Source organism: Streptomyces aureoversilis (assembly GCF_042657885.1).
Classification (GTDB): Bacteria; Actinomycetota; Actinomycetes; order Streptomycetales; family Streptomycetaceae; genus Streptomyces; species Streptomyces aureoversilis.
The window spans coordinates 708,879-729,813 of sequence record NZ_JBHSKJ010000001.1 but is presented as its reverse complement, the minus strand read 5'-3'; the positions used below and the strand labels follow the sequence as shown (position 1 = coordinate 729,813).

At 71.5% G+C, this 20,935-nt stretch carries 19 protein-coding genes and 1 pseudogene; 8 read left to right on the top strand and 12 right to left on the bottom strand.

Annotated features, from left to right (window positions below):
- The first annotated feature begins 126 nt into the window (after positions 1-126).
- The 4 genes from ACFPP6_RS02810 to ACFPP6_RS02795 are packed head-to-tail and all read left to right on the top strand — an operon-like array spanning position 127 to position 4,948.
- Positions 127-1,674, top strand: a complete 1,548-nt coding sequence (locus tag ACFPP6_RS02810; protein ID WP_382036707.1) for an FGGY-family carbohydrate kinase — start codon at positions 127-129, stop codon at positions 1,672-1,674.
- Positions 1,667-3,253 carry an FGGY-family carbohydrate kinase gene (locus ACFPP6_RS02805; protein ID WP_382036704.1) on the top strand — a complete coding sequence of 529 codons (1,587 nt, stop codon included), beginning with the start codon at positions 1,667-1,669 and terminating at the stop codon, positions 3,251-3,253. Before ACFPP6_RS02810 ends, ACFPP6_RS02805 begins: the two co-directional genes overlap by 8 nt.
- Entirely contained in the window at positions 3,250-3,876 is a 627-nt protein-coding gene (locus ACFPP6_RS02800; RefSeq protein ID WP_382036701.1) for a histidine phosphatase family protein, read from the top strand. The genes ACFPP6_RS02805 and ACFPP6_RS02800 overlap by 4 nt, the downstream gene beginning before the upstream one ends.
- A gap of 31 nt (positions 3,877-3,907) precedes the next feature.
- A complete protein-coding gene (locus tag ACFPP6_RS02795; RefSeq protein ID WP_382036698.1) occupies positions 3,908-4,948 on the top strand; it encodes a 2-hydroxyacid dehydrogenase in 1,041 nt (346 codons plus the stop codon).
- Positions 4,949-5,089: 141 nt separating this feature from the next.
- Here ACFPP6_RS02795 and ACFPP6_RS02790 read toward each other — a convergent pair whose 3' ends face one another.
- From ACFPP6_RS02790 to ACFPP6_RS02760, 7 genes and pseudogenes are all read right to left on the bottom strand, one after another.
- Positions 5,090-5,569: a hypothetical protein gene (locus ACFPP6_RS02790; RefSeq protein ID WP_382036695.1), complete on the bottom strand. Its 480-nt coding sequence runs from the start codon at positions 5,567-5,569 to the stop codon at positions 5,090-5,092.
- Between the two features lie 17 nt (positions 5,570-5,586).
- Positions 5,587-6,924 carry a NucA/NucB deoxyribonuclease domain-containing protein gene (locus tag ACFPP6_RS02785; protein WP_382036692.1) on the bottom strand — a complete coding sequence of 446 codons (1,338 nt, stop codon included), beginning with the start codon at positions 6,922-6,924 and terminating at the stop codon, positions 5,587-5,589.
- 227 nt (positions 6,925-7,151) lie between these two features.
- Positions 7,152-8,153 carry an alpha/beta hydrolase gene (locus ACFPP6_RS02780; RefSeq protein ID WP_382036690.1) on the bottom strand — a complete coding sequence of 334 codons (1,002 nt, stop codon included), beginning with the start codon at positions 8,151-8,153 and terminating at the stop codon, positions 7,152-7,154.
- A 79-nt stretch (positions 8,154-8,232) separates the two neighbouring features.
- Complete coding sequence (locus ACFPP6_RS02775) at positions 8,233-9,255, bottom strand: LGFP repeat-containing protein (RefSeq protein WP_382036688.1); 1,023 nt, start codon at positions 9,253-9,255, stop codon at positions 8,233-8,235.
- 203 nt (positions 9,256-9,458) lie between these two features.
- Positions 9,459-11,066 (bottom strand): serine/threonine-protein kinase, encoded by a 1,608-nt coding sequence (locus ACFPP6_RS02770; protein ID WP_382036685.1) that lies wholly within the window; start codon positions 11,064-11,066, stop codon positions 9,459-9,461.
- Between the two features lie 65 nt (positions 11,067-11,131).
- Complete coding sequence (locus ACFPP6_RS02765) at positions 11,132-11,956, bottom strand: FHA domain-containing protein (protein WP_382036802.1); 825 nt, start codon at positions 11,954-11,956, stop codon at positions 11,132-11,134.
- A gap of 240 nt (positions 11,957-12,196) precedes the next feature.
- Positions 12,197-12,526: pseudogene (locus ACFPP6_RS02760) on the bottom strand (winged helix-turn-helix transcriptional regulator); the annotation flags it as partial.
- Between the two features lie 143 nt (positions 12,527-12,669).
- On the opposite strand from ACFPP6_RS02760, the gene ACFPP6_RS02755 reads away from it, so the two are divergent.
- Complete coding sequence (locus ACFPP6_RS02755; protein WP_382036682.1) at positions 12,670-13,590, top strand: NADP-dependent oxidoreductase; 921 nt, start codon at positions 12,670-12,672, stop codon at positions 13,588-13,590.
- A gap of 71 nt (positions 13,591-13,661) precedes the next feature.
- Here the strand turns inward: ACFPP6_RS02755 and ACFPP6_RS02750 are convergent, their stop codons facing one another.
- On the bottom strand, positions 13,662-14,219 hold the full coding sequence (locus ACFPP6_RS02750) for a hypothetical protein (protein ID WP_382036680.1): 558 nt from the start codon (positions 14,217-14,219) through the stop codon (positions 13,662-13,664).
- A 144-nt stretch (positions 14,220-14,363) separates the two neighbouring features.
- Positions 14,364-15,533, bottom strand: a complete 1,170-nt coding sequence (locus ACFPP6_RS02745) for an alginate lyase family protein (protein ID WP_382036800.1) — start codon at positions 15,531-15,533, stop codon at positions 14,364-14,366.
- Between the two features lie 646 nt (positions 15,534-16,179).
- Between ACFPP6_RS02745 and ACFPP6_RS02740 the strand changes: the two genes are divergently transcribed.
- On the top strand, positions 16,180-17,727 hold the full coding sequence (locus ACFPP6_RS02740; RefSeq protein WP_382036797.1) for an alpha/beta fold hydrolase: 1,548 nt from the start codon (positions 16,180-16,182) through the stop codon (positions 17,725-17,727).
- A gap of 231 nt (positions 17,728-17,958) precedes the next feature.
- Here ACFPP6_RS02740 and ACFPP6_RS02735 read toward each other — a convergent pair whose 3' ends face one another.
- Positions 17,959-18,390 (bottom strand): VOC family protein, encoded by a 432-nt coding sequence (locus ACFPP6_RS02735; RefSeq protein ID WP_382036677.1) that lies wholly within the window; start codon positions 18,388-18,390, stop codon positions 17,959-17,961.
- A 100-nt stretch (positions 18,391-18,490) separates the two neighbouring features.
- Between ACFPP6_RS02735 and ACFPP6_RS02730 the strand changes: the two genes are divergently transcribed.
- Positions 18,491-18,808 carry an ArsR/SmtB family transcription factor gene (locus ACFPP6_RS02730; RefSeq protein ID WP_382036674.1) on the top strand — a complete coding sequence of 106 codons (318 nt, stop codon included), beginning with the start codon at positions 18,491-18,493 and terminating at the stop codon, positions 18,806-18,808.
- Between the two features lie 41 nt (positions 18,809-18,849).
- Here the strand turns inward: ACFPP6_RS02730 and ACFPP6_RS02725 are convergent, their stop codons facing one another.
- Positions 18,850-19,770, bottom strand: coding sequence for an NmrA family NAD(P)-binding protein (locus ACFPP6_RS02725; protein WP_382036671.1), 921 nt, complete (start codon positions 19,768-19,770; stop codon positions 18,850-18,852).
- The gene (locus ACFPP6_RS02720; RefSeq protein ID WP_382036668.1) at positions 19,767-20,195 is read right to left on the bottom strand and encodes a nuclear transport factor 2 family protein; all 429 of its coding nucleotides are present in this window, start codon (positions 20,193-20,195) and stop codon (positions 19,767-19,769) included. The genes ACFPP6_RS02725 and ACFPP6_RS02720 overlap by 4 nt, the downstream gene beginning before the upstream one ends.
- Positions 20,196-20,287: 92 nt before the next feature.
- On the opposite strand from ACFPP6_RS02720, the gene ACFPP6_RS02715 reads away from it, so the two are divergent.
- On the top strand, positions 20,288-20,878 hold the full coding sequence (locus ACFPP6_RS02715) for a TetR/AcrR family transcriptional regulator (RefSeq protein ID WP_382036665.1): 591 nt from the start codon (positions 20,288-20,290) through the stop codon (positions 20,876-20,878).
- Positions 20,879-20,935: the final 57 nt, after the last annotated feature.

Below are 20,935 nucleotides of genomic sequence, written 5' to 3'. Positions count from 1 at the left end.
TCCCGCGGCGCGGGAAATGGACCGTGGCTGATTGACGCCCTGCCCGGCGGCGGGTTTCGCTACGACCGCGAACCGGCCGTCGTCCCTGGTGACGCGGCCACTGCGAAGAGGCAGGTACTCGAAGTCATGTCGGTTCTCACCATCGACGTCGGCACGTCGGTGATCAAGTCGGTCGTCTTCGACGACCAGGGGCGGGAGATCGCGGTCTCGCGCGTCGCCACCGAGGTTCTGCGGCCCCGGCCCGGCTGGGTGGAGCAGGACATGGACGCGGTGTGGGACGGCGTGGTCCGTACCGTGCGCGGCGCCCTGTCCGAGCTCGGTCCGGACGCCGGCTCCGTGTGGCTCGTGAGCCTCACCGCGCAGGGCGACGGCTGCTGGCTGGTGGACGGCCGGGGCCGCCCCACCGGGCCCGCGGTCCTGTGGTCCGACGGCCGCGCGGGCGGTCTGCTGCGGCGCTGGGAGGTTGAAGGCGTCCTGGAGGAGGCGTTCCGGCGCAACGGCTCCCTCACGTGCGGCGGCATGCCCAACGCGATCATCAGCTGGCTCGCGGAGCACGACCCGGAACGGCTGGAGCGCTCCGCGACGGCACTGACGGCGGCGGGCTGGCTGTTTCTCAAGCTCACCGGCGTCGCCGCGGTCGACGAGTCCGACGCGTCCGCGCCCTTCCTCGACCACGCCACCGGCGACTACGACCCGCGGATCGTGGAGCTGTTCGGCCTCTCCGGGGCCCGCCGCCTCCTGCCCCGCGTCCTGGGCGAGCACGAGCACATCGCCGAGATCACCACGCGCACGGCCGGCGAACTGGGCCTGCCCGCCGGGCTGCCCGTGGTCATGGCCCCCTATGACATCGCCGCGACCGCCCGCGGCGCCGGCGTGGTCGACCCCGGCCAGGCCTGCGGCATCCTCGGCACCACGTTGTGCACCGAGATCGTCACCCGGCACGTCGACACCACGGGCGAGCCCTGCGGCGTCAACATCGCCTACGGGGCCCGCGATCGCGTCCTGCGCGCCTTCCCCACCTTGTCGGGCACGGAGGTCCTGGACTGGGCGGCCCGGACCCTCGGCGTCGAGGGGCCCGCCGCGCTCGGGAAGCTGGCCTTCGGCACCGGACCGGGCGCCGGGGGCCTCGCCTTCCTGCCGTACCTCTCCCCCGCCGGGGAACGCGCCCCCTTCCTCGACCCGCGCGCCCGCGGCACCTTCTGGGGCCTGTCACTGGAGCACACCCCCGCCCACCTGGCCCGTGCCGTCTTCGAGGGCCTGTCCCTCGTGGTGCGCGACTGCCTGCGCGCCTCCCGCACCGAGGTCCGCGAACTGCGCCTGTGCGGCGGCGGATCGGCCAGCGACGCCTGGTGCCGGCTGATCGCCGACGTCACCGGGGTGCCCACGGCCCGCAGCACCGACACCGAACTCGGCGCCAAGGGCGCGTTCCTGACCGGCCTGGTGCTCACCGGGGCGGAGCCGAGCATGCGCGACGCGGCGGCCAAGTACGTCCGGATGCGCGCCGGCTGGGAGCCCGACCCGGAACGGAGCGTCTTCTACGACGAGCTCTACGCCTCGTTCCTCACCTGGCGCGACGCCGCCCGCTCCCTCGGCTGGTCGCCCGCCGCCGCACCCGCGCACGTACCCGCCCAGATGCCGGCACCCGCACCCGTAGGGAACGCCACACATGCCTGATCACCAGCATCCGCAGCACGCCCCCTCCCCCAACCCGTCCCCCGTCCCGTCCCCTCTCATCGACCCCGACGCCGTCCTCCTCGGCCTCGACCTCGGCACCCAGAGCGCCCGGGCCGTCGCCGTGGACGGCACCGGCCGTACGGTGGGCGCCGCCTCCCGGCCGCTGACCAGCCGGCGTGAGGGCGTACGCCACGAGCAGGACCCCGAGCAGTGGTGGTCGGCCCTCGCCGACGCCTGCCGCGAAGCCCTCGCCGGCATCGCCCCCGAACGGGTGCGTGGCCTGGCCGTCGACGCCACCTCCGGCACGATCCTGCTGGCCGACGGCCACGGCACGCCGCTCACCCCCGGCCTGATGTACGACGACGGGCGCGCCCGCTCCTGCACCGAGCGCGTCAACACCACCGGCGCCGCCGTGTGGGAAGCCTCCGGCTACCGCTCCATGCAGCCGTCCTGGGCCCTGCCCAAGCTCCTGTGGCTGCTGGACCAGGGGCCGCTGCCCGCCGGGGCCCGGCTGCTGCACCAGCCGGACCTGATCACCTGGCGGCTGACCGGACGGCAGACGGCCGCCGACGCCAGTCACGCCCTGAAGACCGGCTACGACCTCGTCGAGGAACGCTGGCCGGAGGCGGAACTGGCCGCGCTGGGCGTCCCGCATCAGCTGCTGCCCGATGTCGTACGCCCCGGCACCGTCCTCGGCACCGTGTGCGCCGACGCGGCGCGCGCCACGGGCATCCCCGCCGGGACCCCGGTCGTCGCGGGGATGACGGACGGCTGCGCCGCGCAGATCGGCGCGGGGGCGCTCGCACCGGGCGCCTGGAACTCCGTCCTGGGAACCACCCTCGTCCTCAAGGGCGTCAGCAGCCGTCTGGTGCGGGATCCGGCGGGTGTCGTCTACTGCCACCGGGGTCCCGGCGGCACGTGGCTGCCCGGAGGGGCGTCCAGCAGCGGCGCGGGGGTGATCGCCCGGCACTTCCCCGGGGCCGACCTCGACGCCCTCACCCGGCAGGCCGCCGCCGTTTCCTCCACCTCCGCCGCTTCCTCCGCCTCCTCCACCACCGCCTCCGGTTCGGCGGCCGTGGCCTACCCACTGACCGGCGGGGGCGGGGAACGCTTCCCCTTCCGCGCCCCTGGAGCGAGCCCCTTCGTCCTCGGCCGGCCCTCCGGCGAAGCCGAGCGCTTCCACGCCTTCCTCCTCGGTGTGGCCTGCGTCGAACGGCTCTGCTTCGACTACCTGGACCACCTCGGCGCCCCCGTCGACGGCGCCGTCACCCTCACCGGCGGCGGCGCCCGCAACCCCTACTGGTCGCAGCTGCGCGCCGACCTCCTGGGCCGCACGGTCCGCCTGCCCGAGCAATCCGGGAGCGCCACCGGCATGGCAGTGCTCGCCGCGACCGCCTCGGGCGCCACGCTGGAGGACGCGGCGGCCGCCATGGTCCGGGTGCGCACCGAGCTGCACCCCGACCCGGCGCGCACCGCCCGCCTGCTTCCCCGCTACCTCGACTTCGCCGACGAACTGACCCGACGCGGCTGGCTGGAGCCTGCCGTGGCGGCGCACGCCCGCAGAAAGGCCGAGCAGTGACCGACTTCCTCCTCGTACGCCACGGCGAGACCGAGTGGCACGCCGAGAACCGCTACGCGGGCCGCAGCGACGTGGCCCTCACCGAACTCGGGCGCCGGCAGGGTGAGGCGCTGGGCGCCTGGGCGGCCGGGCAGGGACTGGACGCCGTGATGTGCTCGCCGCTGTCCCGGGCCCGGCTCACCGCCCGGCCGGCCGCGGCCGCGCTGGAGCTGCCCCTGCGCGTCGACGAGCGGCTGACCGAAGTCGGCTTCGGGCGGGGCGAGGGGCTCACGCGCGCGGAGATGGCCGAGGCGTTCCCCGGCGAACTGGCCGCCTTCCTCGACGACCCGGTGGCCCATCACCTGCCCGGCGGCGAGGACCCGGCGGCAGCCGCCGCCCGGGCCGTCGCCTGCCTGACGGAAACCGCGCGCGACCTCCCCGGCGGCCGCGTCCTCGTCGTGGCGCACTCCACCCTGCTGCGCCTCGCCCTGTGCGCGCTGCTGGGCATCCCCCTCTCCCGCTACCGCGTCGTCTTCCCCGCCTTGGAGAACGGGGCCCTGACCGAGCTGCGGCTGCGCGAGGGGCAGGCGTCCCTGCTGCGCCTCAACGCACCGGTCACCGCCGGCGCCCCCACCCGTGCCTGACCCTTCGTCCGACCCTTCCTGGAGCACCACCGTGACCACCACCGTCCTCGCCGCGGGCGACCACTTCGTCCTCCCCCGCCTCCTGACCGAGGAACTCCGCGCCGCCGCGCCGGAAGCCCCGCTCGACGTCCGCGAGCTGACCCTGCCCTGGCCGCACACCCCGTTCGGACCGGTCGCCGAGGTCGACGAGGCGTCGGGCACGGAGGACGCGCTGATCGAGGCCCTGCGCGGGGTGCGCGTGTGCGTCACCCAGATGGCACCGCTGACGGAACGGGTCCTGAAAGCCTGCCCCGACCTGGAGCTGTTCTGCATAAGCCGGGGCGGCCCGGTCAACGCCAACCTGGCCGCCGCCACCCGCCACGGCGTCGCCGTCAGCTACGCGCCCGGCCGCAACGCCACCGCCACCGCCGAGCACACCCTCGCCCTGCTGCTCGCCGCCGCCCGGGGCATCGGCGACGTCCACACCGACCTCAAGCGGGGCGCGTGGCGCGGCGACTACTACGACTACGACGCCTGCGGCATCGAGATAGAGGGCTGCGTCGTCGGGCTGGTCGGTTTCGGAGCCATAGGCTCCCGTGTGGCCCGCGTACTGGTCGCCATGGGCGCGCGCGTCCTGGTGCACGACCCGTACGTGCCGGCGGAAGCGCTCGCCGGCCTGGCCGAGCAGGTCACCCTGGAGGAGCTGCTGCACCGCTCCCGGATCGTCTCCCTGCACGCGCGCGTGACGGACGAGACCCTGGGCATGATCGGCCGTGCGCAGATCGCGGCCATGCCGCGCGGCTCCGTCCTCGTCAACTGCGCGCGCGGCGCCCTCGTCGACTACGACGCCGTCTGCGACGCCCTGGAGTCCGGCCATCTGGCCGGTGCGGGCTTCGACGTCTTCCCCGCCGAACCGGTGCCGGCCGGCGCCCGGCTGCTGTCCGCACCGGGCGTGGTGCTCACCCCGCACATCGCGGGCGGCAGCCGGCAGGTCGCCCACAAGGCAGCCCGGATCGTCGCCGCGGAGGTCTCCCGCTTCCTCGACGGCAAGCCCCTGGCCCACTGCGCCAACCCGGAGGTACTGGCGGCCTGACGCGGGGGCCGGCGGCTGCACGAGCGACCGCACAGCTACTGGCCGGCTGCTGAAGCTCCGGCGTGCGGCGGCCCGCCCCGGCCGTCCTGCCCGGGGCGGGCCGCCTTGCTCGGGGCGGGCCGCCTTGGTCAGGGCCGCGGCTCAGCGCGGCCAGAGCTGGATCAGCCACTCCTCCGTGCCGTGGAAGAACATCTCGCCGGCCGCGTGCCGCTCCCGTGCCGCGTCGCGGCCCAGGCTCGCCGCGCGCAGCCCGTAGACGCCCGGACCGCCGAGGTCGACCGGCTCGCCCGACGGGTAGCCGTCCCACTCGTTGAGCTGCACCTTCCCGTGCCGGAACAGCTCGAACTCCACCGTGTCCAGGGTGTCCCAGCTGCCCGGCGGCGCCGGCGGTTCGCCGGACCAGCTCTCCAGCCGCACATGCGGGTGGAAGTCGGTGGTGGCGCACCGGAAGAGCGCGCCGCCCGGCCCGGCGAGCACCGTCCAGTGTCCGGGGGCTCCGGCGGCGGCCGCCTGCGGATCGGCACCGTCCTCCAGGCCGCGCAGGAAGAAGGTGAAGTACGAGACGCAGGGCTCGGCGGTCTGCGCGCCGAGGAGTGCGGCGGGCGGGGGTGCGGCCGTCACCGGCTCACCTCCAGCGGTCAGCTGCGGATGTGGACGTAGAAGGCGTCGGAGTCGAGGATACGGTCGAGTTTGTAGAACTCGGCGATCCGTTCCCCGCCCTTCCTGTTGTCCTCCGCCGGAATGGCCTTGGCCGCGTAGTTCTGATGGGCAGGCTGAGCGCCCGCGCTCTGGTACGTCGACGCGAAGGGGTACTCGTCGCACTGCAGGCCGCGGGAGGCGTATCCGGGCCAGTAGCGCTCACAGGTGGCGCGGACCCGGTCACCGCTGCGCTTCTGCATGGCCTTGTCGTAGTAGTTGCGGGTCAGCGCCTGACCGCTGGACGGTGCTCCGGGCACCTCCTTCGCCCGGTACACCGGCTTGGTGCGCTCCGGCCGGAACTGCGCGTCACGGATGTTGCGGGCGGTCTGCCGCACCTCGCGGTCCCGGATGCCGATGCTGCTCATCACCGGGACGACGACGTCGAAGACGCACGCGCTGCTCCGCCCCGGTATGTAGGACGCCGAGTCGCAGCGGAAGCCGCCGCGGCCGGTGGTCACGGACTTGTGCCGCCCGCCCTGGATGCCGGTGAAACGCTGGGTGATGTTGTAGTAAGCCCGCTTGTCCGGCCCGTCGCCCGCGTGCGCCGAGTTGAACCAGTGGTACGAGCCGGTGCTGTCGCGCATCCACTCGCTGAGGGTGTCGGTGCGCCCGTTGCCCGGCTCGGAGGTGCAGCGGGGCGAGCCGCTGAGGTTCGCGCAGGCGATGCTGTGGCGGAGCTTCAGCCCGGAGACGTCGCCCTTGACGTCGATCTTGTCGAGGAGCGTGCCGTAGTAGATCCGGCGCTGTCCTTCGTAGCCCTGGCCGATGGTTGTGGCGCGGAACCTGAAGGAGCCGACGGGGTAACACCCGATCAGCCACCTGCACTTCTGCTTGTACAGGGTCTGGGTGGTGCCCTGACAGTGGAAGAAGTGGTCGATGGTCCAGCCGTAGGTCCGGTACGTCTTCTTGTTCTCCATGCAGACGTTGATGTTGGGGTCGGTGCGCCGGAGGGCGGGGGCCTCGGGGCGCCCGTCGGGGCCTTTCCGCTCGGCGAGGGCGCTCGGCGCCTTTCCTTCCCTCTTCAGCGTTTGCAGGGTGCGGGAAGCGGCCATGCGCTCTTCTATGCCCTGCGCGCTCTCCTTCGGCAGGCCCTGGTGGGCCTTGCGGTCGTCGAGGCCGAACGACGGCGTTCCCCCGGGATCGGGGGCCGGTTGCTCGGTCACGATGGTGAAGTCCGTGGTGTCCGGCGTCGGCGCGGGGGTCGCCGCTCCGGCCGGCACGGTCAGCAGCACGCTGAGGCCCAGGGCGCTGATGACGGTGACGAGTGGTCGCCTCACGAGACGGTGTCCTCCTTGCGGTGCGGCACTGCCGGAGGGGCCCGGACGCGTACGACGACCTCGCTCCGTCAATGCCATGTGCATGACACGTCAAACGTAGCCCGAACGACACCAAGTCGTTTGCACAACACGCCGATTGAACGGAACCGGCAGACACCGGCGGGCGCCTGGTCCGGGCTGCTGCCCGCCAGGCGCCTCTCATGCGAACTCTGCTGCGTGCCTACGGCCTACGCCTTGCGGAGCCGGTCGATGATGCCGTCGAGGTCATGGGTGAACAGTTCGGGGCGGACGTAGTGGCCGCCGGGCACCTCGTGCCATTCGTGCGGGATGCCGGCCCTGCCGAGGAAGCCGCGGAACTCCCGCTGGGTGTCGAGCACGGCGGTCTCGTTGAACCTGTCCCAGAAGGTCGGCTCGGGGCTGGTGCCCGCGACCATGAAGACCCGCTTGTTCCGGTAGCTCTCGACGCGCTCGCACGGGTTGTCCATGCTGACCCTGTTCTGGTCCCACGGCATGCCGTAGACCGTTCCGCCGCCCAGCTCGATCGCCGCGGAGGACGCGTTGGCCCAGTGGACGACGCCGCCCTGGATCCCGCCTGCGGGGCCCCGCAGGCTGGCCGGGCCGGAGTGGGAGCTCACCGAGGCGAAGTGGCCCCAGTACTTGGCCGCGTACTTCAGCGCGCCGAAACCGCCCATCGAGAACCCGGAGACGGCGCGGCCGTCGTACTCGGCGAAGGTCCGGAAGTTCGCGTCGATCCACGGGATCAGCTGGTTGATGTGGAAGCTCTCCCAGTTCCGGGGGCCGACGGTCGAGCTGACCGGGTTGGAGTACCAGCCCGCGTGTCCGCCGTCGGGCATCACCACGATGACGGGCTTGCCCGCGGTCCAGGCGCGGATGTTCAGGGGCGGGCGGTCGAAGGTGATGAAGTCCTGGTCGGTGCCGCCGCCGTGCAGCAGGTAGAGGACGGGGTAGGTGCGCCCGCTGAAGTGGTAGTCGTCGGGGAGCAGGACGTTGACGGCGGGCTTCCAGCCGATCTCGCGGGTCTCGAAACGGTAGTACCACATGCGGGGGTCGGCTTCGCCACGCTCCACGATGCGCAGCCCGAAGCCGTCGCCGGCCGCGCTGGCCGACGACGCCGTCGCGACGACGGACCCGGCGCCGAGGGCCATGGCGGCGGAGGCTCCGCCGACGGCTTTCAGTACGTTCCTGCGGGTGGGGCGGTGCTCGCTCAACGGGACCTCCTGGTCGGTGGCTGATCGGTCGGTGGCTGATCGGTGAGTGACCGATCGGTGGGTGAGTCGGATCGCGTGGTCAGTTGTCGGTGATCCAGGTGCCCTTGGCGGCGTTCCAGTGGATCGTGACCTTCTGGAACTTCTGGGCCTTGCCGCCGCCCGCCTCGTCCACCTCGTCGGTCACCGGGTAGCCGAGCGCACGCTCGTGACCGGCTGCGTGGAAGGCGTCGTAGATCGCGCCGTGCACGGTGTGCGCACCGGTCTGCGGCGACCACATGAACAGGCCCCGCTCGAAGAACTGGTAGCGGCCCCGGGTCCCGTCCGGCGCCTGCGCCGCGTCCGCCTCGTCCATCGTCGGGAAGCCCCAGCGCTGTTCCGAGTTGGTGTCCCAGAACTTCTTGAGGATGTCCCCGTAGATCGCGTAGGCCGCATCCGGGTGCCAGATGACGATTCCGTTCCGGAAGAGCTGGAAGCGGCCGCCGAGCGCGGAGTTCTCCTCGGCGCGGACCGGCCCGCCGAGCGGTCCGTTGGGCCCGCCCAGGGCGGCGTACTTCGCCCCGATCGTGCCGTAGGGCTGGAACGCCTCGGCCATCAGGTCCCGTGCGATGCCCTCCGCCCGGGGGTACCGGTCCGGATAGGCGGAGCGCTGGACGGCCTGGGCGAGTTCTCCCGCGGTGTCCCAGTCGGGCTCCATCTGCTGGGCCACTTCGAAGAATTTGTTCGCCGCGTAGTCGACGTCGAGGCACTGGTCGGGATTGCACCACCCCTGCGAGGGGCGCTGCTGGAAGACGCCGAGCGAGTCCCGGTCCCCGCAGTTGAGGTTGTTCATGCGGGACTCGACCCAGCCCGTTTCGAAGCCGGCGAGCATCACCTTGTCGGACACGCCGCGGCGCTGGCCGACCTCGTAGACCTTGCGGGTCACCGCAATGTCCCGCTCCGCGGGAATGTCGCAGTACAACTCGGCCGTCGCGGTGTGCCCGAGAGGTCCGGGCACGTCCTTCGCCGCCTGTGCCCACGCCGGGCCGGTCAGGGCGGACACGGCCGTCGCGACCAGCAGAATCAGTGTTCCGAATCTTGCGGACCGTGCAGCTGATCCGTGCACGCGCCTGCTCCTTCGTCGGTGTCGTGTGAGAGGTGAGCGCGGTCCGGGGACCGAGGGTCCGCAAGGTAGTCATGGGCGCGCGGGGCTAGGCATCCGGAACGATCCGGGGTGACACGCGCGAAGGTTCCTGGTGGACTCGGGGAGTGCGACAGCCCGGGCACGACACAGTGCCGGATTCTCAGCGGCTGCCCCGGAGCCCTCTCTCACCGCACGGGTGCGGGGCGCGGGCACTCGGGGACCGATGGGCGGTCCTTCGTCCGCACTGCCGGCAGCCAGGCGGTGGGCCGTGCGGAGCCCCGCGGGAGGCGTACGCGGTACCAGGCGGCGGACTGCCTGTCCGCCTCGTCGATGATGGGCATCCCCTGAGGGAGGAGACAGTCGACGGTGAGCTCATCGCCGTGCCACACCCGTGTCGGTACGACGTTGTCGATGGTGTAGGGCTGGAGGGGGTCGATCGCCAGGCCGAGACTGCACTGCGGGTCCCGGTCCGTACGGGCCCGGCAGCTCTGCTCGGCATTGAAGACCCGGATGCGGCCGACTGCTCCGGCCGCCGCGACGCCGGGCTTGCCGGGGCTCCCGGACGTGCCGTGCGCGGCGTGCGTGCCGCGCGTGCCATGCGTGCCGACCACGCCGTCGCCCACGGTGTACGGCCAGATCGCCGCTCCCACCGTGCACACCACAACCGCTGCGAGGACAGCGCGGGCCCTTTTTCTTCGCCGGCGGATCACCGGATGCCCGGTCTCCACCGTGGACTCCCCCGTCGGCTCCACTGTGGTCCCCACCGTGGGCTCTGCCGTCGTGGCCGCCGCCTGCCGGTCGATGATGCGCGCCAGCAGGCTCTCGGCGGTGTGCGCGACCCGGGCGGCGTGGGTGGGGGCCAGGCAGTCGGCGGCCAGCGCGCGCCAGAACGGCGGGACCGCGCTGTCCAGGCGGAGTGGTGCACGCCCCTCGGCGTACTCCTGTGTCGCTGCGCCGCGGGCCATGGGCGTGGCGCCGGGAAACGGCGAGGCACCGGCGGCGAACACCTCGTGGATCATGATGCCCAGGGCCCAGATGTCGGCGCTCGGGCGGACCTCCACGCCCCGTTCGCCGAGCGGGGCCTTCCACCGCTCGGGCGGGAGGTAGTCGAAGGTGCCCATCGGGGGCGCGTACCCGTGGGTGCCGTGGGTGCCGGTCAGTTCCGTGGCCAGCCCGAAGTCCGACAGTTTCACCGAGCCGTCCAGCATCAACAGGATGTTGTCGGGCTTGAGGTCCCCGTGCACCCAGCCGCTGCGGTGCAGATGGGCCAGGCCCTCACAGATCTGGGCGAACAGGCGGGTGGCTACGGCTTCGGCATCGGCATCGGCATCGGCGCTGGCATCGGCGCTGATTGCTCCGGCGTTGAGCATGTCCCGCAGGCTGCGCTCGGCCCGCTCCATGACCAGTACGACGGCGCCGTCCAGAAGCGGAGAGTCCGGTTCGCTGAGCACGACGGAGTCCAGCAGGCGGATCAGCCTCGGGTGGGAGGACCGGCGGCCGAACTCGACCTCGCGCCGGGCGGTCTCCGCGGCCTTGCGGGCCTGGCGCGGTGCCAGGCCGGCGGTCGGCAGAACCTTGAGCGCGACGCCGCCGCGAAGGCCGCCGTGACCCGGCCCCGCCGCCCGGCCCGTACCGTCGCCGTCGCTGACTCCGGTTAATCGCCCCGCATAGACGGTCGCCCAGCCACCGGACCCGATCGGCTCGGTGGCCTCCCAGTCGCCCACGCGGTAGCCGCGGGGGAGCAGTTCCGTGCGGTCACCGTCCGACGAGCCGGCCGAGCTGCGGCGGTGCACCGTATCGTCCTCCGGATCCCCCTCCGGTCCGCCGGCCGTATCGCCGTGCGGGCCCCCACCGCGTCTCATCTCACCGTCTCCCGCTCCGGTCCGCCCGTTCCGGCCCGGGGCGGCAGCAGCGCGAGATGCTCCTCCCGTACGAGCCCGAACCGCAGTACGAGTCCGACGATCGCCTCCCGCTTGCCGTTGCGGCGGGCTTCCCTGCGGGGTCCGTGCTCGGCCGGAGCGCTGATCCGCATCTTCTCGTCGGCCAGGTAGTCGATGTGCGAGCTGACCGCCCGAGCCGTCAACTGGCCGCAGGCAGGGTGGCCCCGGAGCCTCTCGACGATCTCGGGAGTGGTCGGCACCGCGACCGGGGACTCGTCACGCAGCCGCGGTTCGCAGAGCGCGACCAGGACCAGGAAGTAGAGGGCCGTCTCGTCCAGCGAGTACGCGGTGACGGTGCGGCTTCCCCACTGCTCGCCCATGCCGTCCGGATCCAGGTCCAGGTAGACGTGGTCGGGCGCGAACACCTGGAAAGCGACCGTGGTACTGCCGCGGGTGGGCAGCACGACCCGCGAGAACTCGAAGGGGATGGGTGCCCCGGCCCGCCGCGGCGGCACCCTCAGGTACTCCCCCGCTCCCTCCGGGTTCTCCACCAGGTAGCTCTGGGTCGTACTGAGGTTGCTCAGCTGCCAGTGGTCGTCCGTCACCCGGATCTCCCCCGCCAGCCGGGAGATCGCCTCGTCGTCGAGGCGGAGCTCGACCGGGCACGTCGCGGAGCCCCGCCCGAAACGCGCCACCTCCCCCGGGCCGAGCCGCAAGGTCACCGCATCACCGCACGGCTCCCCTCCGGCCTCCCCCTTCCCCTTCCCCTTCCCCTGCGGCAGATAGATCACTATCCCGCTCACTGCCCCCTCCTCACCCTGCGGCACCGGTCCGCACGCACGGCGAACGTTACACATCCCGACGAGCCGCTCCCACTCCTCTCCTACCGGTCCGTTGCGTTCCGGATGCGGCGGAGGAACACAGGAGTTTCCGGGGGTCCGAGGGACTGGCTGATCGCCGGCCGGTCGCACCGCCTCCACCTCGGCTGCCGCCCGCCGGTCATAGGTCCGGCGGGCGGCGAGTACCTCGCCTTGATGTTCTTCCGACCAGTCCTGAATCGCCGTCAGCAGGCCGGTGAGGCTGTGACCGAGCTCGGTGAGTTCGTAGACGACCTTCGGCGGGATCGTGGGGTAGACGGTGCGGGTGACCAGGCCGTCGCGCTCCAGGGTGCGCAGTGCCTGCGTGAGCATCTTCTGAGTGACGCCGTCCAGGCGGCGGCGCAGTGCGTTGAAGCGCAGCGGCCCTTGCTGGAGGGCGCCGACCGTGAGCAGGGCCCATTTGCTGGTGAGCAGTGACAGCACCGGCCGGGACGGGCAGGTCTGCAGGTAGGCGTTGGCGCCACCGTATTGCCGCAGGTCATTCCAGGTATCCATAGGGAACCTGGGTATCAGGAGGGTGCCTCCTTCTCAACTGCCGGTATCTGGCGCAGGCTGGTGTGCGCCGCGCGGCGACCGTGAGAGATCGGCAAGACGATCAGAGAGACGATCAGTAAGAGGAGTACGTGATGGGTGTGCGTATGCGCGCTGTCAGTCAGCTCGCCTTCGGCGGCCCGGAGGAGCTGCGCGTGACGGATGTGGAGCGTCCGGAGCCGGTGGCGACCGAGGTGCTGGTGCGGGTCGAAGCGGCCGGCGTGAACCCGGTGGACGCGAAGTTCCGGGCAGGAGTGGTCCCTTGGGGGACGCTGCCGTTCATCCCCGGCTGGGACGTGTCGGGGGTGGTCGAGGCGGTCACCCCCGGCGTCACCCGCTTCGCACCGGGCGACGAGGTGTACGGACTGGTGCACTTCCCGTGGCGCGGCGGCGGCTACGCCCAGTACGTCACCGCCCCGCCCCGCCATCTGGCCCACAAGCCCGCCGCCCTCACACACGCCGAGGCCGCGGCGCTGCCGATGGCGGCGCTCACCGCCTGGCAGGGACTGGTGGACACGGCGCGGGTGTCGAGCGGGCAGCGGGTGCTGATTCTCGGCGCGGCCGGCGGGACCGGCCACCTGGCCGTACAGGTAGCCAAGGCGCTCGGGGCGTACGTCATCGGCACCGCGCGGGCGGAGAAGCACGCGTTCGTGCGCGGCTTCGGCGCGGACGAGATCGTCGACTACACCACGACCGATGTCGGTGCGGCCGTACGGGACGTCGACATGCTCTTCGATCTGGTCGCAGGTGACGACGCGGCGCGGGCGGTGGAGACGCTGCGGCCCGGCGGGATCCTGGTGAGCGCCACCCGTGCGGCGGCCGTGCCGGGGGCGGCCGAGCGGCGGGTGCGCTTCGCGAGCCTCGGCGTCGAGCCCGACTACGCCTCGCTGGAGAAGCTCAACGCGCTCATCGCGCAGGGGCGGCTGCGGGTGCACGTCGAACGCGTCCTGCCGCTGACGGAGGCGGCCGAGGCTCACCACCTGATCGAGAGCGGGCGGGTGAAGGGGAAGATCGTCCTCGTTCCCTAGGAGGGACGGGATTCGGTGGGGACGGGCAGGGGGCGGCGCGTCGCGCAGCAGCCGGTCTGACACCGGGGGCATCAGTCGTCGACGGTCAAGGCGAGCATGGCGACGTGAGACCGCGTGATCAGTAGGAAGTCCTTGCGCCATGCGGCGGAGTAGGCGCCGTCGTGGGACAGGTCGACCTCCGCCGCGATCCGTACCACTCCCAGCCGCTGCTCAATGGCTGCGACGAGGCTCTCCGAGCCATCGGAACGGACATCCACAAGGACATCCGCAAGGACATCCACAGGCACCGCACTCCGGCTCGAAGCCATCGACTCGACGGCCCGCCGCACTTCCTGGTACCAGCGCGAAAGCGGCTTGATCGGCCGTACGCCGACTACGTCGGCCACGCCGTCACGGCTCGCAGCCGACTGCGCGACCTGTATCAGCGGTACGCGTGGGGGAAAACCGTCAGTGAGCGGCAAGGCGACCACCAGGGAGATGCCGACGGCGTGGTCCGCATCGGTCAACGCCTCTTCCATGGACAGGGCGACCTCACGCACCGCGGCCTGGGCCGAGCTGGCCGCCTTCTCCGCTGCGGACGCCTGGTCCGGCGGTACCGGCAGTATCGGCGGTACTGGTGGTATGCGCATCCACCGACGGTAACGTGCAGGCACACGCGTTCACGCACCGCGTGTGCCTGCCCGCTTCCGTCCGACGGTGGACGTCGGGTGGTGGACGACCGACGGTGGACGACTGACAGGGGACGACCGACGGTCGGCGATCAGCGACCCCGCTCAGCGGTTCTTCGCGTGCGTCAGGGCTTCCCAGGCCACGAAAAGGTCGTCCGTTCCCACCTTCCGCAGTCGCTGGGCGGCCCGCTGGGCCTGGGGCATCGCGATGTGCCGCCGGGTGTGGAAGTGGTTGAGGGCCACCTCGGTGTCCGGCCCCATGGCGCGGTCCAGGTGCCCGCCGCACAGCCAGTGCGGCGCGTGGGCGCCCAGTTGGTACCGGGCGTGGAGGGTGAGCGCCGCCCGCATCCGTTTGCCGACCTCGCCGTAGAGGTCGAGGCCCTGGTGCCAGGCGGTCTCCGCGATGTGGGCGGTGGCCGCGAGGGAGTAGCCGATGTGGGTGAAGTTGCGGCAGGTCTCCTGGCCGAGGCCGTTGACGAACCTCCGCTGCCCGAACCAGTACTCCCTGGTCCGGTCGGGGGTTCTGATGTGGCTGCCCGGCGGGCGCTTGGGCAGGGGGCCGTCGGACTTGAGGTAGAAGTAGGCCGGGACACGGGCGCGGAACCTGCGCACGGCCCTGTTGAATCCGCGCCGGTCGTCGAGGAACACCGAGATCCCCATGGCCGCGTCGGTCATGATCAGGTCCCAGTTCCCGTTGTAGTCCGGTACGGGGACCGTCACCTCGCGGAGGTAGACCGTGCGCAGCATGCCGGAGAACCGCCGCACCCGGTTGCGCGGCCAACCGCCGTAGGTGTGCCGCATGATCTCCCCGGCCCGCGCCCAGGAGCTGCCGGCCCATGCCGCCTGCAACCCGGCGTTGCCCTCGGTGTGGTCCCTGACCACGTCGGACCAGGCGTCCATGATCTGCACGGCCTTACTGGCATGCGCGCGGTCCCGGGTGACGTACCACAGGAGCGCGTGCGTGTACGCGGCGATCGCGTCCTCCCGTTCCTCGACGCACCCGTATCCGGGCCGGTCGTCCGGCGGGCACTCCACCACCCGTTCCGGCCTCGCGGTGTAGCGGAGCGACCCGTACCGGCTGTGGCGCATGGCGGCGAACGACGACCGCCACTGACCGCCGGCCTTGACTCGTTTTCGGAGGCGGTTGAGCTGGCCCTTGCTCACCAACACCCCTGGGTGCTTGAATCCGCGCGCGTGCGCGGCCGGACGTACCACCGGCTCCGCCGTACCGGCGGCTTCCGCCAGTGGGACCGGCGACGTCAATGTGGTGAGCAGAGCGACCGTCAGAGCCGTAGGGCGAAGCAGCCGCCTGAAGCTGTTGCTGATGCTGTTGCTGATGCTGTCGCCGTTGCTGTTGCTGTTGCTGTTGCTGCGTAGTCCGGACACAACACTCCTCCCATTCGATGCTGTATGCCTCACCCCCCACAGGCCCGGACGCCGTGTGCAGTACGCCAAATAGGAGATCGAGACCGAGACCGGGCCGGGTGCCACGCCCGGGTTCGGACGCGTGCCGGCCATGCGTCCACGACCAAACATGAATCTCCGCAGGTCAGACAGGCGCTGACATCCGAGAACCGACAAACCGCGGCAATGTGAATGATCATCAGAATAGCGTCATAGGCACTATTTCCACGTCAACCCACTAGATCGACATGAAAACATCTTTATCTACTGATAGGGCCCGCAGATCAGGCGCCCACTGTGCCCGGCGCGGCCAAGTGGCGGCCCTCGGACCAGGTGATGGTGGCCCCACCAGGGTTGGGGGGCTGGCTGTAGTGAGTGGGGACGGCTGCTCCGCCTAGCGTCTGAGGGTGTGAAACATACTTGGAACAGGACGAAGCGATCCCCCTTTGCCCCCAGCTTCGCCGCGCCCGCCGGGCCCGCCGTACCCACCGCGCCCGCCGCGCGCCGAACCACGGCCGTGGGCCTCGCCCTCGCCGCCTGCCTGGGCGCGGCCACCACCTCCACGGCCGCAGCGGCCCCCGTCACGTCGGCATCCGGGGCCGGGCTCGACCGCTACTACAACCAGCGCCTGGGCTGGGGAAGCTGTGACACGGGCCCGGGCGACACCATGGGCCGCGATCTGGACAAGGCCGGCGTGCAGTGCGCGGACGTCACCGTGCCGCTCGACTACGCCGACCCCCGGGGCCGTACGATCACCGTCGCGATATCCCGGCTCAAGGCCACCGACACCCGGCACCGCATCGGCTCGATCCTGCTCAACAACGGCGGTCCCGGCGGCACCGCCCTCGAGTCCCCGCCGGAATTCCGCACGTGGATGAAGAAAGCCGGCCCGCGGTACGACATCGTCGGCTTCGACCCGCGCTTCGTCGGCCGCAGCACCCCGCTGGACTGCGGCTGGCCCGTCGGCACCAACCTCTTCTCGGCCGGTCTCGGCCGGGCGGGCTTCGACCGCCAGGTCTCCCTCCAGAAGGACCTGGCCGCCAAGTGCCGCGCCACCAACGCCTCCGTACTGCCGCACGTCACCACCCGCAACACGGCCCGCGACATGGACGTCATCCGCGGCGCGCTCGGCGAGGAGAAGATCTCCTACTTCGGCTACTCGTACGGCACCTATCTGGGCACCGTCTACAGCCAGATGTTTCCCGGCCGCACCGACCGCATGGTCCTGGACGGTGCCATCGACCCGCGCAAGTTCGGCCCCCGGATGCTCCGGGAGTCCGTCGGCGAGAACGAGCAGGCGCTCGCCGACTGGGCCACCTGGGCCGCCGCCCGCAACGACACCTACGGCCTCGGCCGCACCCGCGCCGAAGTCCTCGCGACGATCGACCGCGTCATCAAGGCATCCTCGCGCACCCCGCTGACCGTCGGCTCCGCCCCGGAGACCTTCCGGCTCGACGACACGCAGATCCCGTTCGTCCTGATGGCCGGAGTCGACAGCGACACCGACACGTCCCGGGCATCCCTCGCCGAGCAGGTGTCCGTGCTGAACAAGGCCGCGGCCGGGCAGCCGACCCGGCTGTCGCCGCTCTTCGCCGCGACCCTGCGGCTCGCGATGACCGGCGAGCAGTCGCACCACGGCAGCGTGCAGTCCGCGATCATCTGCGGGGACGCGGCGGCCCCGCGCGACCCCGAGATCTACTGGCGGGACATCGAGCGCGGCCGCGCCGCGCACCCGCGCTTCGGCGCGCTGACCGACAACATCGGCCCGTGCGCCTTCTGGGACCGGCCCCGCGAGGAGCCCACCCGGGTGGAGCACGACACCAAGGCGCTGATCGTGTCCGCCACCGGCGACCCGCGCACCGCGCACAAGGGCGCCGTCGCCCTGCACGGCCTGCTGCCGAGCTCCAAGCTGATCACCCTCGCGGGCGCCAACCGGCATGCGGTCTACGGCCTCTACGAGAACGCCTGCGTCGACGACAAGGTCAACCAGTACCTCGCCACCGGCAAGCTGCCTGCCGACGACCAGACCTGCTCCAAGCGGCCCGGGCTTCAGCCCACCGGGTGAGCGCACAGACTCGATCAGGAACCTGCCGCGTAGCGGCAAGCGGGCGGTGCTCCACTCGTCAGGAGCGAGGTACCGGTGGGTCCAGTCGCACAGTCCGTCGATCGTCATTGGAAGCGGGCTCGCGGGCGCCCACAGCAATGGAGGCGGGCAGCATGGCCATCACCTTGGGCGAAGCTGGTCGAAGCCACCGCCGTCATCGACTGAACAGGCGGCCTCCACGCGGGCGGCCCTCTACTGCACCGGTCGCTCTTCAAACCCGACGGACCCGACGGACCCGACGGACCCGGCGGACCCGACGGACCCGGCGGACCCGGCGGACTCGAACTGGACGTACTCGATGACCGCTCCACCAGGGTGGAGAATCGTCAAATTCCGTCCGGTTGGGACATCGTTGGGGCCGTCGAGCGCCTCGCCGCCCTCGCGCGCAACCACTGCGAAGACCTCTTCGAGGTCGTCGACGATGGCGGTGGCCTGCACGTTACGGAACGGAGCCAACGCTTCCGGCGTTCCCGCGACCAGCAGACAGGCGCCTATCGCCGCCAGTTCGACACCCTCGTAGGCGAAGCGAAGCCCCGGCTTGGTACCGGTCAAGGCCTCGAAGGTCGGGAGAGCGGTGTCCAGGTCGTCGACGTACACGCGGGCGTAGGTAGTGAGCACTGCCATCAGGCCACCTCTTGATCATTTCGATAATCCCGAAACATGGAAATGATCGTATGCTGGGTCGGCAACGGTGCCAAGGCCGGCGACCGACGGAGAGTGCGGGATGCGATCACTGACCCAACCGGAGAGGGCGGACCTGGATCTGGTCGCCGTACTGCACGCTCTCAGCGACCCGGTCCGCCTGGAACTGGTGCGCCTGATGGCTTCCGACGGCGAGGTGTCGTGCAGCCCGGAGCACCTCGACGTCCCGCGTTCCACCCTGTCCAACCACTGGCGCATCCTGCGGGAGGCGGGCCTGACATGGACTCGCGCGGAGGGCAAGGCGCGCTACATGACCCTGCGCCACGATGATCTGGAGACGCGTTTCCCCGGCGTGCTCGCTGCCATCCTGGCTTGCGCCACCTCGCCACACCACGAGTGACCCTGCCGGCTGGACCCGATAGGTGTGGGCGTCATCCTCGCCTATCGGGTCCAGCCGGCCTCCAGCGCCACCTGCACAGACAGCTCCCGTTCGGCAACCACCCGGAAGCCGTTGGGCGGGCGTCCGGTGAGGCGCTGGACGGTGTCTGTGGTACGGTCCTCGGCTCCCTCGGCGATGGCGCGGTCCATGCCGGCCAGCATCGCGGCGAACTCCTTCGGCATCAGCGCGGCGAGCCGGTCGCGCATGTCCTCGTAGGTCAAGTGGTGGTGGGCCACAGGGCGGCCGGTGACCTCGGCGACGATCGCGGCGACGTCGTCGTGGCTGAGCGCCTCCGGCCCGGTCAGGACCAAGTCGGCATTGGGGGCGCGGTCGTCGGTCAGGGCATGTACGGCGACGGCGGCGATGTCGTCGGCGTCGACGAAGCCGACCCGGCCGGTCCCGGCCGCGGTCAGGATGACGCCGTGCTCGCGGATGCTGTCGGCGTGGAGGTGCGCGCCGGTGAAGTTCTGCATGAACCAGGAGGGCCTCAGCACCGCCCACTGGCCGAACAGGCCGGGCAAGGCCTGGTGCACCACCCCGACACCCGGGCCCCCCGCGGGGACGGCCGAGGAGCTGAGGAGTACGGCGCGGTGCACGCCGGCGGCCCGGGCCCGGTGCAGGAAGGGCAGCATGACCGCGGCCGGGTCGGGGTCGCCGACGGGCGGGACGAGGTAGACGCGGTCGGCTCCGTCGAGTGCGGCTCCGAAGGTGGCGGCGTCGTACCAGTCGAAGCGGACCGGTTCCGCACCCGGGAGCGGGGCGGCCCGGCGGCCGGCCGCCCTGACCCGGTGGCCGGCAGCGATCAGCTGCGCGGTGGTGCGGCTGCCGGTGGTGCCGGTGGCGCCGATGACCAGGACGGTTGCGCTGCGGGTGTCAGTGGCGGTGTCAGTGGCGGGGTCAGTGGCATGGGCATTGGCGGTCATCGGGCGTTGCTCCCTATGAAGTCCATCCCGGGTGCCTGAACGGCGAGGGGATTCCAGTGGTCGCGATAGGAGGCGAAGCGTCCGTCCTGGGCGGTCACGACGGCGATGTAGGTCATGTCGAAGGGACTTCCTGTCGTGACCATGCGCCCCACGCCGCGCATCTCGGCCACGACGGTCTCGGGGTCGGTGGTCTCGTGGATCTTCAGGTCGGGGAAGCCGTGCAGGTCGATGTGGTCGGGGTAGTCGCGCATGTAGGCGGCGATGGCTTCCCGCCCCTCCAGCCGCTCGGGCCAACCCGGAGGAGCGAAGGGGAACTCCATGACGCCGTGCTCGGCCCACAGGCCGACCCAGGCGCGCATGTCCTTGTCCAGGAGCAGGCTCAGGCTGTGGCGGTACAGATCCGCCGGCGAGGTCGTTGCGGGCATGAGGGTCTCCGTCCCGTACGATACGGACCAGCGGTCCGCTTCTTCCGGCAAAGATACGGACCGCCGGTCCGCATCGCAACCGGAGGAACCCCATGCCCGAACCCGAACGCAAGCCCCGCAAGGATGCAGCGCGTAACCGGGCAGCCGTCTTCGCGGCCGCCGACTCCCTCTTCGCCGACTGCCGGAGCCCCGAAGAAGTGACCATGGCCGACATCGCGGCAGCGGCGGGCGTCGGCAAGGGAACGCTCTTCCGCGCCTTCGGCGACCGCACCGGACTGATTCACGCGCTGTACGAGGCACGGCTCGAACCCATCAGGAACGCCGTCGAAGAGGGCCCGCCGCCACTGGGCCCCGCCACCCCACCGCTGCAGCGCGTGCCGGCCCTGCTCGATGCCGTCCTGTGCTTCAAGCTCGACAACCGCCACCTCGCACAGGCCCTCGAAGGGACCGGCACGGACAGCCCCTACCGGACGGAACACTACGAGCGCTGGCACACCCTGCTCCGTGACCTCCTGCAACGCGTCCCGGGCGCGGGTGACAGCGACTTCACCGCCCACGCCCTCCTCGCGGCCACCCGGGCCGACCTCGTTACATACCTGGCCGACGAGAAGGAGATGCCACGCGAGGAACTACGCGACCGGCTGTCGGAGTTCACCGCGGGAGTCCTGGGCAGCACCACGTGAAACGGCCCTGGCATCGATGAACCGCGGCGGCGACGAGCGGACGCGGTGCACCCTGGT